This window comes from Candidatus Thermoplasmatota archaeon, from assembly GCA_029907305.1.
Lineage (GTDB): Archaea > Thermoplasmatota > E2 > DHVEG-1 > DHVEG-1 > JARYMC01.
Genome location: JARYMC010000002.1, coordinates 22,733 through 37,161, shown reverse-complemented (window position 1 = coordinate 37,161; position 14,429 = coordinate 22,733). Strand labels below are relative to the sequence as shown.

Annotated in this window: 4 protein-coding genes and 1 rRNA gene; 1 reads left to right on the top strand and 4 read right to left on the bottom strand. The window is 36.1% G+C overall.

What is annotated here, in order from left to right; translation table 11 throughout:
• Positions 1–845 (bottom strand): 16S ribosomal RNA (locus QHH19_00305); the annotation flags it as partial.
• A gap of 409 nt (positions 846–1,254) precedes the next feature.
• Here QHH19_00305 and QHH19_00300 point away from each other — a divergent pair.
• Entirely contained in the window at positions 1,255–2,025 is a 771-nt protein-coding gene (locus QHH19_00300) for a DNA primase small subunit domain-containing protein (GenBank protein MDH7516789.1), read from the top strand.
• A 191-nt stretch (positions 2,026–2,216) separates the two neighbouring features.
• Here QHH19_00300 and QHH19_00295 read toward each other — a convergent pair whose 3' ends face one another.
• The 3 genes from QHH19_00295 to QHH19_00285 form a co-directional block, all read right to left on the bottom strand.
• Positions 2,217–9,098, bottom strand: coding sequence for an Ig-like domain-containing protein (locus tag QHH19_00295; GenBank protein ID MDH7516788.1), 6,882 nt, complete (start codon positions 9,096–9,098; stop codon positions 2,217–2,219).
• Between the two features lie 96 nt (positions 9,099–9,194).
• Positions 9,195–9,725 carry a PKD domain-containing protein gene (locus QHH19_00290; protein MDH7516787.1) on the bottom strand — a complete coding sequence of 177 codons (531 nt, stop codon included), beginning with the start codon at positions 9,723–9,725 and terminating at the stop codon, positions 9,195–9,197.
• 26 nt (positions 9,726–9,751) lie between these two features.
• A complete protein-coding gene (locus QHH19_00285) occupies positions 9,752–14,257 on the bottom strand; it encodes a hypothetical protein (GenBank protein ID MDH7516786.1) in 4,506 nt (1,501 codons plus the stop codon).
• Between the last annotated feature and the right edge of the window lie 172 nt (positions 14,258–14,429).

The following is a 14,429-nucleotide window of genomic DNA, read 5'->3' as shown; positions in this document are numbered from 1 at the left end:
CAGTCTTGCGACCGTACTTCCCAGGCAGCTTGCTTAACAACTTCTCTCCGACACTGATTGGGCTCGGAGCTCAACCAACATCAAGCAAGCAGCGTTTACACCCTGGACTACCGGGGTATCTAATCCCGTTTGCGCCCCAGGGCTTCGTCCCTTACCGTCAAACCCGTTCTAGCTAGACGCCTTCGCCACTGGTGGTCCCCCTAGGATTACAGAATTTCACCTCTACCCCAGGAGTACCTCTAGCTTCTCCCGGTCTCGAGTTTACCAGTCTACCCAGAATTCGTATGGTTAAGCCATACAATTTACCTAGGCATTTAGTAAACCGGCTACGGACGTTTTAGGCCCAATAATAGCGGCCACCACTCGAGCTGCAGGTATTACCGCGGCGGCTGGCACCCGTCTTACCCAGCCCTTACTCTCTATGCTTTTTAGACATAGAAACAGCTGACTCTAACGAGCCAGCACTTGGGATTCCCTCGTCGTGCTTTCGCACATTGCGAAGTTTTCGCGCCTGCTGCGCCCCGTAGGGCCTGATATCGTGTCTCAGATATCATCTCCGGGTTATTGCTCTCACAACCCGTATCCGTCGTAGGCTAGTCAGGTCGTTACCCTGACTACAACCTGATAGTCCGCAGACTCATCCTTAGGCGCCGAAGCTTTTGATCTAGGTGCATTCCAGCCTCCTAGATCTATGGAGTTTTATTCTCAGTTTCCCGAGGTTATCCTCCACCTAAGGGCAGATTATCCACGTGTTACTGAGCCGTCAGCCGAGGGCCGAACCCTCACGACTCGCATGGCTTAATCGAATCCCAATAGCGGTGACCTCTGGCAGGATCAACCAGAATCAATGCACACTTAAATTTTTTTTAGGAATTGGTGGGTAGATCAAAAATTACACCAACATACGTCGATCGTCAGATTCAAGAGAGCGCAAGTCCCCCTAAGGGGTGTGTTGCTTTTTCTTGAACCTCCACATCCATTTTTTTTTGTAACCCAGATCTGAAACGACCCAGTCATAGATAGTAAGATAACCTATTCTCATGGGTCAGACCGGAAATGTCTGGGTTTTGAGATTTTAGAAGGTATATAATACTTATATATAAAGGTTATACAAATATTTTTCGCCAGAAGTTGGTTTTTGTTTGAAAAATAAAAATTAAAAAGCAATAGCTTTTTTTTTGTAAATAGCAGTGTATATTATTATATAATACTATTAAGCGAACAATTAAAAAGCTAAGCATGTTTTATTTGCTTATGGATCTACCATATGGTATGCAACCCTCTACTTTGGAGGAACGAAAAAAGTTTTACAGCGATTTTAATCTAAGGAAAGCACGTGACTGGGTTGGTAGGAAACTTGTTTATGCTGTTGTTATAGGTCGTCATTCAAACATTTATCCTGCAGAATATAAAAGTGATAGGAACGAGCCTTTGATTATTGATAAATATAGGAATTTAAATGATGTTATGCATTGGATTAACAAGTTTTTACCTGAGGGAATTTATTATGATCGTAACTATTACAAAGATTTTTCTTTGTGTCACTCTTTTAATCTCAGGAAGTATTGGGGTTGGAGTAATTTTATTGGTCAGGAGCTAGCTTTTGATTTTGATCCAGAGAACGTTGACTGCCCTATTCATGGTTCGCTTGAAAAAAGGATGAAAAAAGGTTCGGGTCTTTCTTTTTGTGAAAAAGCTTTTGAGATTACACGTGAGAATGTACTAAAAATGTATGATATCTTATGCGAGAATTATAGTGATGTTCGTATTGTTTTTTCTGGTCGTGGTTTTCATATTCATGTTTTTGATAGGGATACTATAAAGTTTTCTCGTGAGAAACGTAAGCGTATTGCTGAGAAGTATAAGGGTTTTGGTATTGATAGTTTTGTTACTAGTGGTGAGATGCGGCTTATTCGTTTGCCTTTTAGTTTGAATGGTGTTTCTAGTAGGGTTGTTACGCCGCTTAAGAAATCTGAGGTTTATGGTTTTGATCCCAGTGTTGATGCTCTGCCTAGGTATTTTTAGTTTATTGTACTTTTTTTTCTTTTTTGCTGTAGTAATAGTATTTCTTTTTTGTTTCTTTCTTTTTTTTCTTTTTATCAACCATGGTTTGCAGATAGAATTATGTGGTTAATAATGTTTTTTCTCAAATTATGGAAAAAATAAAAGAGGTTGATTAGGTTTTATTTTTTTGGTTATAGTAATATGGTATCACATTATGGTTCTTGTATGAAATAAAACTCGTATACAAATGCTCGGTGTACCCAGAATCCTGTTAGAGGGGCGTCCTCATGGAATCTTATAACTACTTTATCGACAAGTAATGGACTGTTGAGTTCAACGTCTTTCCAATCTCTATTTAGCCAATCGGTGTAAGTTAATGTAGACCCAACTTGGTTAGCACCGTTATAGAATTTTATTTCCATCTGATCAAGATGTGTTTCTTTTCGTGCACGGATTTTAAAACCGTCGATATTTATCGGTGCATTCTTTTTTAGAGTTAGAGGATCAGACCATCCATTCACACCTAGTTCTTTGTATACAGCCCATGTTAAAATTGGCATTTCATCGTATGCATAATCCTCTCTAATCCAGTCTGATTCATCGTGACTATCTGGTGAGATATAATTTTGTAATTTGTCAGGTTTTACTGCTTTTATTATAATTGTGACGTTATCATAATCATAAACATCGTTTTTCCTCTGAACTTTTACTTTCATTGTGCACCCTGTAAATTGTTCGTTAGCATTTATCCATAGGTCAACACCAGCGAAGGAATTGTTTGGAGGTAAAGTTCCGCTTGAGGGTTTGAACCCATATTCGAAGTCAGATTGATTACCTTCTGTAATTGAAACACTCTTGATTTCCCAGTCTAATGTTTCAAAGCGGTTGCTAATTACCCAAAATACATCATCTAATGTTGTGTTGGAGTCTTTTTTAATAAAGTAAACTGTATCATATACTGGGAAAAGCTCTACTAAGCCGTAATAAATATGAATTTTTACAACATCTTTTACATCAGTATTATTTCTATCATAGAAAATTATTCCAGGAGTATCGTAGTCCCCAGGTGTATCTTGTGATGTGAGTGTGAATGAGAAGTTAACTATCTGGCTTTTATTAGGTCCCAAGATGCCTTCCTTGGGTTCAAAGTTCCAATTTGAGCCAAATGGTATTTCCGGTATGCTCATATTCCAATGGAGCATATAATTTGAACATGATTCGTTTGCGATGTTTTTAACAGTGAAATATCCATGTACAACTGTTTGGTTTCTTATTTTCTCGTAGTCGAATTCATTAAGGGTTTCTTCTACATCTAAATATTCTTCCACAACATTTATTATTGTGGTAGGAGAAGCAATTTCAAGAGAACCATCGGTCACAGTAACAGTTGCAGTATATGTACCTGGAACTAAATATTTGGGTTCAAGACTAGGATGTACCCTTATTAGTTTTACTGATTTACTTATGTTAACAACTGAAGTATTTCCTTCCCCGAAGTCAAACGAAAAAGTGTAATGATCAGATGATTCGTTTTTTTCCTGGCCTGGTAGTAACCATGCAGTAAAATTAACTTTGTCGCCTGGTATTATTTTAATATTGTCTAATGCGTTATCAAGGTCATGTCTAGTAAGTAGAGTTACTACGCCTTTTATTAGAGGTGGATCGTTTTGTGGATTTATCGGCCATACCCGCATCCAATCCTGTTGGAATGGCCGCCATATCCAGATCCATAATATGCCAGGTAGTATATTTTCTAAAATCTGTTGAACCTGTTGTTGAGCTTGTTGTTGTACTTCTTGATTTTGAGTAGCACCCATTGCCGGAACTTGATTTCCGTTGATTACAATTTGTCCATTTGCATATATTTCGATATTTTCTCCGTTTATCGTGTTAATGTTAATTTGTTGTGTTATTTGGTTTATTGTAACAAGAGCCTCTGAAGATTCTATAATTACTTCATTTGAACTATCATCAAAGATGAATGAGCGAGGCGACAAATGTAATTCTCCATCTATTGCAATTCTCCAATGGTTCCAACGAGTAATATATAAAGTTCCATAACAGTCGATATTACTTCTTAAGAGCATATCAGTGAAATAGTTACCTGTATATTCAATTGATAAGGAGGATACAGTACAACTTCCATTAATGTTCCATCTGTTTGCTATCTCAAGTTCGCCATTTAGCTTTAAATATACTATCGAGAGTATTTCATCTACCTCATCTTCATTTTCTGAAATTGAGACAGTGAACCCATATATCTCAACTAGTCCCTTCAATTTAATTGGAACACAAGTTAGCAAAGGATGAATCAAATTAACTGTTAAATATGATTCAGAATACGCGAGTATACCAAAAGACTCACCCAGATCAAAAGCAACTGAAAAAATTCCGGGGTTTAAATCAAAACTGATACCACCAAATGTTGTTAGTTCTAAGTACAAACTAGTTGGTCTTATAACAGTGCCTTCAAATCTTATAAATGTGAAACTAGGTTCGAATCCTATTATAAGTGGGGATATTTCACCAGCAACATCTATGTTTTTAACGGGACCTATCTTATTAATACATAATCCGTTTATGTGCCATGAACCATTAATCCCAATTAGGAGATTAGATAAGGCGTCTACCCCAATTGAAAACGAAGATCCACCAGCAACTGCATTATTACTAACACCATATAATCTAATATTTAAGGGCCCATCAATAAAATAAAGTGAAATTAAAACAGCTCGGATCGTTATAGTCTCATCAGTATGTATAGTAACAAACACTTCACTTGTAAGATCTAATGTGATGGTTGTATCTCCATAGATTAAAACGTCATCTAGTCGTATTTCAGCACCGACGAAACTAATGTACGCCCATAGTGTCTTAATTGTGATATATGCATTATCATCAAATAGTGTTGCCTTAGCAACTAGACCGGAATTATCAAGTTTAACGTTAATTTCTGCACTACCTGTATATTGAATGTTGAGTTCTTTCAATGTCAAAAACATGTATAATTCAGAAAAGATAAGATTTACATCTGCATTAACAAGAGAAATGTCTGTGTGATCGCCGTAACCATAGAGGCTGATGTTTTTGTCTTTGACAGTGACTTCTGCGGTACCTTGAGCATAAACATCCAATGAATCTATATCAACTGATATGAACAAAAAGTTGACATCGTATTTTACGCCAGCGCAAATGAAAATATCATCACCGGTAATATGACCGGATCCTTTAATCGAAATATTACCATCATAATAGATATCTATGCTGCTTGTTATTTTAAGTGAGCCGATATCTATCTCAGCACCAGTATAATTTGATAAAGTGGCATTCAGATAGAAATCCTCTAATAAAACGCCTGTAAATTCTTTAGTATCTGGATTTTCTTTGGTAGGTAATGTGTTGTAGTCAGATGGATTAATTTTTATATTTATATAATCTGATGTTATAACAAATTTACTATTTTTGTTAATTAGTATTTTTTCTGCAGATAATTTGATATCTGTTTTTACCTCTGATGGCTCAGCTGAAGATCCTTTTATGTACTTTATATATCTAAATCGCAGGTTTTCGATACTAACATTAGTATACGAATCAAAATCTACCTCAAAGATTTTCAGGCCAGATTCGTTCCAGATGACTTCTATAGCTCCTGAGGTCCCAACAGATGTAGAGATACTTACTAAGCCAGCTAGCGAAAAACAATATTGACCAGCTATATTAATGAATATATGACCATTTTCTAAAGCTACCCCCGCCTCTTTTAAATTAAATAAAATTCTGCCTTCATCACCGTTCTTACCACCAGATGAGTTCATATCAAAACTAGCTTTTAGGTTTACAATGGAGATGTTTACTAGTGTTTCATTTGTTGTACTGTTTTCAAGATATAGTTCAAATAACTCTAGGTTTAGAACCGCTGAACCATAGATATTGAAACCTTTGTTGTTGCTTTTTAGATTATATAGATAGACAACAAATTTTTCATTACCGTTTGTGAGACTCATATCAGCGTTTAGATAACCCTTGTATTCGTTGATTTTTATAGTAGTATGTAAATTGAAACTTGCTCTGCCTTTTCCACCGATTGTTATACGTATCCAATCAGAACCATGTTCTATCAAAACATCAGATGTTAGTGTGAAACAAGCGCTACCATCCCACCTTAAATCAAAGGGACCATAGAATGAGTCATTGAAGCCAAGTAACAAATCATCAAGAGTTATACCAATCACATCTATGCAAGAGATAATATCTAATTCATCCTTATAATAGGAAAACTCAGCATGACCCTCTGGTTCAACATTTACACTTTTTGCGCTAACAGTGGCATTACCTTTTGAGGAATTAACCTTGAACTTAAAATCTGTTATAACCATATCTGCATAACCATTATATGACATTTTAAAGTTAAATAAATCTATGAATTCAAATGTTATCTCCCCATATTTGTTTTGATTTAATTTTCCACTTACTGAGAAAACACCAAGATCTGTGTAAACAGATAATTCATCTACATCGCTTTTAATTGAGCTACTGGATAAGGTTATTTTTTTGCCTGTTATTGAAATATCCCCTGTTCCATTTGCACTTATCCTTTTCGCACTGATATCAATTTTTTTATCGACTTTGAAGACTAGGTCTGTGATGTTTACATCGAAATTATCTTCATCACCAATTGTACAACCAGATTTATCAAATTTTATTTTTGCAGATGCTCGCCCTTTTAAACCGAGTGTTGAGTTTTCTATACCAAAGGCTTCATCCACGTGTAAATAGATCGATGCATCGAATCCTAGAGATATTTCTTCTTTTGATAATTCTAAAGAACCTTGGCCATCGAAATACACTGATAAATTATCCAAAGGCTTTGTGGTTACCCCTGTTTTGTTTATCAATGATATATATGCATCTTTAACATCTAAAACTCCTAAGCCACCAACGGAAAAAGTTTCGCCTGTACTTAAGTATCCATTGCCAGATGCTTTGAGAGAAGATACCTCCACTTGAGATATATCCTTGCCAGTTATATCCAATTTCAAAGCAAAATTAGTGACATTAATTGATGCATCTGCCAGAGTGAAATCTAGTGCACTCTTAATTTTAACCCAAACATATATTGATACTGGGTTTACTGTATAGTCTTTTCCATCATAGCTTTTTACGCTTATGGTGTGTAGGCCAGCTGTTAATTTGCTTGTATCCCATTTGTATGACCAACGACCTGATTTGTCAACAGCTAACTCAATTTCACCACCGATTACGCTTTTGTCTAAAATATTTTTTATATCCAAGTATACTTTTAGAGGGTCATTGTTCTTATCACTAGCTGTACCATTAACGTAAACAACTCCAGATACTAGTTGAAGGTTATAAGGAGATTTTATATCCACGGTCGGATACCAGTTTCCACCTTCGTTATTTACTGTAATAGTAACTTTGTCCTCGTCAGATACTTTTCCACCTTCATCAATACTTATTGCACTGATTGTATGTTCACCATTAGGAACTAACCCAAGGGTATTCCAACCATAAGACCAGTTACCATCTGCGTCAACTGATAGATTAATCTTTTCGCCATCATCTATCCATATTTGAACCATCTTAATTTTTTTATCAGCAGGAACAGTAATACCACTTATTATGATAGTTTTTTCAACTTCATCGCCATCTTTTGGATTAACAATTGAAACTTTGGGTTTATCAGGCGTCTCAGGTATTTTAAAATCGACGTTACAATCCTTAAGTGTAACCTCAGCATTTGTTACATTAACTAGTAAATTATCTGCACCAAATGGTTTTAACACAAACCCGCCTACTTCACTTTTAACTCCTAGTTTTAATGAAAGTAAGGATGCAGTTAAATTAATTGAGTCAGGCACAAACATATACAGATTTGACAGAACGGCAGAACCGTAGGTATTAAAGGTGATATCAGAATCTACGCCTTTCTTTATTTTTCTGATACCAGGGGTTCTCCATCCAAGGTGAAAATCTAAACCTGTTTCAGGTATGAAACCAACTTTTAAAGCATTATTAACTGTGGCCTCAACATTGCCTGTTCCATATCCATATGTATTAATATCTATGTATCCATTTCTTATACCAAGAAGCCAAGATAAAGAAATTTGCTTAGGAATATTTTTTATGCTTAAAGAACCTTCATCATTTCCTATTATATCTTTTATAAGAAGCGTAACATTTGAGTCTACAACATTTTGCCTAATGATATCTATTGTTCTTCCTCTTAGTCTAACAAAATGTTCCTTTTTTAAACTAAAGGATATCTCATTTTTAACAGCAGGACTATGATTAACCTGTATTGTTAATTTGGATTCATCTGTTTCATTTACAATAGAGAACAAAAGATTCAACTGACTGTCACTCTTTCCAACTATAGAAACTGGGTTTATACCTACCCTATGAGTAGTTTGTAGCCTCGGATATATCAAATGGGGAATACTCTTATGAGTAACTATACAAGTTTTAGGTACTTCTTTACCATCTGGAGTCTGATAACCTATTCTAAAGTTAGGTAGTGAAGTTTTTAAAAGTTTTGATACTATCTTCGGTGTGTAATCAAGGTATATCTCAAAAGGACCACTCTTAATATCATCATTAAGACGACGAACCACTAAAGTCGTCTTAAGACAAACAGCAGGCGGACTAAAATCAACACCAGGCCTACGGAAAACCCAGACGCGAACATCCTTCTTACCATCACCATCCACATCCAACACAGTAGGTAAAAACAATCTAAAACGCGTAGACTTAACGGTACCATTATAGTTAGTAACAAGAGACAGAATAGACTCACGTTTAAACAGAGACATTTCTCTAAAAACACTACCCATGAGAGGGTTATCTGATCCTCTATCAGTAATTTCTTGAACCAACTCCTTAGCTTTATCAGAGATTTTACCTATTATCTCTGTGACTTTTTCTTTTATTTTATCCACCGGTTTCTCTGCGAATACCGTTGATGAAAAAACAGTTGAAACCATTAGAAATACCATTAATATGCTGATGAACTTAGCTGGTGTATGCTTGTTTATTATATATCCTAATCTCATGTTTATGGTTGTATTTTTCCCCATTTAATATCCCTTCATATATTTTTATTGAGGAATATATATTTATTTCTATTTAATACTTATCCTACCTACTATATATAATTTACTATATAAAAGTTATCAGATTAATAAAATACCTGTGTAAAACTCTATTTTAGCAGTTTTTTTAAGCAAAACTGAATTAGAACACATTCCACTACTTCCTATAGACATTGACCCTGTATAAACACTGGATAGTCTGTTGCTAACAGTAACATTAAGTGGCTGAGACCACCCGCTAGAAGCATTATGAGAGTCTTTAGCTTTTACCTTCACTTGATAAACACCTGCCTCAGCCCAGGTATGGCTCCCCTCAACACCCACACCAGAACTCCATGGTCCATCCCAATCACTATTTGTTCCATCACCCCAATCCCATTTATAATATACACTATCACCATCAGGATCATTTGTAATTGTAGTATAGGTGTAGCTGTTTCCAGCAACAACACGGTTAAATATCATGCCACCACCTGTTGGCCCCTCTGGCGTCTGTGGATTATTAGGCGGCCTGTTACCATATACACCAGCATTAGCTGAAGCTATTGTAGCCACAAAAAATCCTAATATCATGATAAGAGCAACTGTTTTTTTCATCTTATTTATTTTCATATTTATCATCTTCTCCCAAATTTTTTTTATGGTAGAATCGGCCATCTACCAAGATAATACCAATAGTTACCATCATATATCTCAAGGTCAACTCTACCAATTTGAATCACGCCATCTATATGTATGGAAAGTGGTCTGATTATAAACACACCTGTGTTTGGGTTGTACCATAGAGGATCCCATTGTATGCACCACAGGTCAGCATCAAAATAATGATTTGGGAATCTTAGGCGTATACCCCAACCAAGCTGACGAGGTCTATTATAAGAGAATCTTAGGTTATGAAAAGAAATAGGATTGTTTTCAGGTCCGCTGTCAAGGAAAACCATGCCATCTGCATCAAGATAAATGTTCCAAGCTGCATGGATGTAACCAGAGGTTATGTACCCAGCTCCTGAGCTTAAATGCTCTATCTTGAACGATGCACCGTTATCAAAGTCTACCTCAAAACAATTAATATTTAGGCTGTTTTGTATTTCCACAACAACATGTGTATCATAGTCGTTTAAATCCACCCAGTTCTCAAAACTTATATCACCATACCCATCGAAATAGAACCTATCAATTTTATCTAATGAATAAGATGGCATAGTTATATTTTCTATCTCAAAAACCCCATTTATTTTTTCAACACAGAAACCTATATAGTAGAAAGAGTTGGTATGCTCAGGTAAAGTTGAAATCGAGAACTCACCTGAAAAACTAGTTGAGCCAAGCTGCATTGTTTTATTGATGTTGGTAAACTCAAAGTTTGTCAAATCAAATGACTTGGCTGAGCAGTTTATGTTGAATGATGGCTCGTTTTTTGAGCTAATGTTAAAATATGCTGGTCCTAGAACATCGAGTTCCTGCCATGAAACAGCGATTTTGTCTAAACCATTTTTATCGTTGTATTCAACTTTGAACAAAAATCCTTTTATGTTTATATCTCCGTTGAATTCGATTTTTATCATATCTGGTATGCTATTGTCAATGGTTCTCTCCCACCAGATTTCAAATATGCAGTTGTCTGCGGTGAAATTGCCTTTGACTGTAAGTATACTGTTATCTGATAAGGGTATTATTCGGTCGACTGACATATCACCATCTATCTCAAGTTTTAGATGACCTGGTGTAACAGTTAAGGAACCATTGTATTGGTATAGCGGGTGCCATACACCGTTTACTAAAAACCATATGTTGCCCCCGCCCTCTAGGTGTATATACCCTGATACGCTGAAATCATAGATGCTAGCGTTTTCTGGATATGAGAAAAGGTTTGGTGTGTTTACAATGAATTTGTCAGCTTGTATTGTTACGTTATCGATGCGGAACCCTGCGGTGTTAAAGATTTTAGAACCTGGAAGGGTTTGTTGTGTGGGGACTAAAAATGTCAGGTTCATTTTTGTGCTAGTGTTGTGTGTATCTATTAGTATGTACTCTTTTTCAATTTCCATGTCGTTTACCTCAAAAAAGAGATAATCAACAGGCGCGCAGATATAGGTGTTGAAATGAAAACTTGGTGTTCCCTGGAATGGTATAATGTCTATGCCTAGATGGTCTATGGCGCTACCGTTAGTTATTTCTACAGCTGCGATGCCAAAAAATCTGCTTCTAATGTCGAGTATGCCACCAGTAAGTTTCCCTGAGTAAATAGTGGTAGGCACGGGTGGGAAATCAGCGAGAACCACGTTTAAAGAAAAATTGTCAAGTAAAATATTGATGTTCTGGCTGTTGTTGAAAAATAGGTTGGCGAAACGTGCAACCATGAATGATAGATTAAGGGCGGCTGAGAATTTTATCTTAGAGTATCCATCTGCAACGCTGAAGTTTCTTAGGATGATTGTACTATAATTTGCAAAGTGTTCTATGTAAAAATCCCTTAGGATGAATATGCTATTATTTGCGTTTATACTCATTGTTAGATTATACCAGTTAAGCTCCTGGGCATATATTGGTTCGATGAAGCTTTCGTTTGTGAAATTTAGGAGAGAAAAAACTGTTCTACCAGTTGAGTTGATGGAAATGTTTATTGAGCCTAAATCCAACCATTGAATACTGTTGTTTAACAGGTAGCTGGTGTTAAAACAGCCTATGTGGATATCTATATCTGCATCCTCTGAGACAGCGACAAACGTGTTTCTAGCAGTATTTGTGTGGGTAATATCTATGTGAAGGTAACCAGATAGTTTAGCACTCAGGTTTTCAATTTTTACTGTTTTGTTGCCATCAACTGTTTTTTTGATGTCTAAATCATTTATGGTGAGAACTCCACTGTTTCTTAAATCAGTTTCAAAGCTTGTAACATTGTAGTTATCCCATGAAACAGCGATGACACCAGGTGTTTCACCGGTTTTGATATATGCATCAATTGAAACATTGAGTTGTACATCTGACTGGTTGGAGTTATTTGAGGATTTAAAAGATGTGATCAGATAGAGTGAGCCTTTGCCTTGGAATTCAAGCTTAAATGCACCGTTTACTTTTGACACATTCTCCAGCTTGAGTTTACCTGAGAGCACTGGAATGGAGATATTTATGATATCGCCGAGTTTAAAAATGAAATTTGATAGGCTAACTATGGCGCTGCCATCAAAGGTAAATTGCCTCTCGCCAGAGACAGTGACCCATGAGATATTAAACAGCCCACCGTTTGAGTTGAAATGTATCTTTCCTTTTATGATTCCTGATGTTTTGTTTGAAATGAATTTGAAATCCACATCAATGTAGACGCTGCCACGTAAGGCTATATATCCCCATGATAGGTCGTCGGCGATGTTGAAAACAACGTCGAATGTTCCACCGAATTGGAAGTATAAAATGTCGTTGTCATCCACGATTATATAGGATCTATTGTGCCAGACGCCATTGTAACCTAAAAGTAAATCATATATTTCTATTCCACCAGTTACTATAAAGGTGCAGTTGCAGTCTATATATGAACCGTTTTTTGTTGCATACATGCTAATGTTTAGGTTCCCATTTTTATTCTTTAGGATATGGCCTGTGATCACTGTGAAGTTACCAAACTTTTCCAGGTTTGTTTCTGCATGTAAATTATAGACATCAAACGATTTGCCAGAGAAGGATAAATTCACTTTTTCGTCTGATAACTCGTCATAAAAAACTGTGAAAGGACCACTGCTTAGGTTTTTTATGGTACAAGAGCCATCAAATGTGTTACCTTTATCATCATGTATTGATAAAGACAGGTTCAGATCTGTTTTACTTTGATCTAGTTGAAGATACTGTTTTTCGAAATCCCATGAAAACGACATGTCAATATTGTTTTGAGCGAAAACATCTATTTTTACATCTGCATTTGAATTTGTGCTCAAGATGTCGTTCAACGACGCGTTTAGGTGCACGGAGCAGTTTGTATCACCATACATTTTTAGGCTACCAGCCTCTAAACTCTTCTTTTTTGATAGAGTCCAATTGAGTTTTGCTACAGAGGGTAAATCCGAGAAATAAAGCCTCCAAGATGGATCTACTAGATCATTGCAAAAACCTATTTCATTTACATATTCACCAAAGGTATCAATGTTCATCCAACCAACTGATTCTGGGAGGAAAGTAGCGACTATTTGTTTTGGCAGGGGTTTTATGTAGAAATAGAAGTTATCAGAATTTTTCTTGAAAAGAGTAACATTAACCTTGTTTGAACTAAGGCGTTCATACTCAATTGTGCTATTACCTTTTGAAGATTTGATTAAATCTAACAGGAAATTAAAACTTGATAATTTGTCTATTACTAGACCAATATCCATGTTGTTACCTGTTTCTTCTTTTGTATAAAAAATCGTAGTTTTTGATTCATTTGAAGAGCTTATTTCCAGATCGAAACCTAAATGTTTTTTCAGTCTGCCGAAAGATACCTGTGTTTTAACAACAGGGTTATAGTTTATGTTAAACATTTGCTGTGATGATACATTATCACCATTCATGTCAGCAACTGAGAATAATAGATTCAAATCTGTTTTGCCAGCTGCTGAGCCAGGGTCCATCATCAGCTTATGCATAGGTTTCAGCCGCGGGTATATTAAACGTGGAACGTATGTGTGTGTCAACTTTAAAAAATCAGGTATCTCTGCACCCATAGGGGTCTGATAACCTATTCTAATACGATCGAGTGCACCACCAACAATTTTTGATATAATCTTCGGTTTATACTCCAGATATATCTCAAAAGGACCACTCTTAATATCATCATTAAGACGACGAACCACTAAAGTCGTCTTAAGACAAACAGCAGGCGGACTAAAATCAACACCAGGCCTACGGAAAACCCAGACGCGAACATCCTTCTTACCATCACCATCCACATCCAACACAGTAGGTAAAAACAATCTAAAACGCGTAGACTTAACGGTACCATTATAGTTAGTAACAAGAGACAGAATAGACTCACGTTTAAACAGAGACATTTCTCTAAAAACACTACCCATGAGAGGGTTATCTGATCCTCTATCAGTAATTTCTTGAACCAACTCCTTAGCTTTATCAGAGATTTTACCTATTATCTCTGTGACTTTTTCTTTTATTTTATCCACCGGTTTCTCTGCGAATACCGTTGATGAAAAAATTGTTGAAAATAAAATTAATACCACTAGGATACAAATAATCCTTTTTGATATATGATGAATATTGAGAGAGTTATTTTTTAATGCTCCTCCTTTGAAGTGGTATTCCCCCATTTTGTATTACTCCTTTTTGGAGATTTTT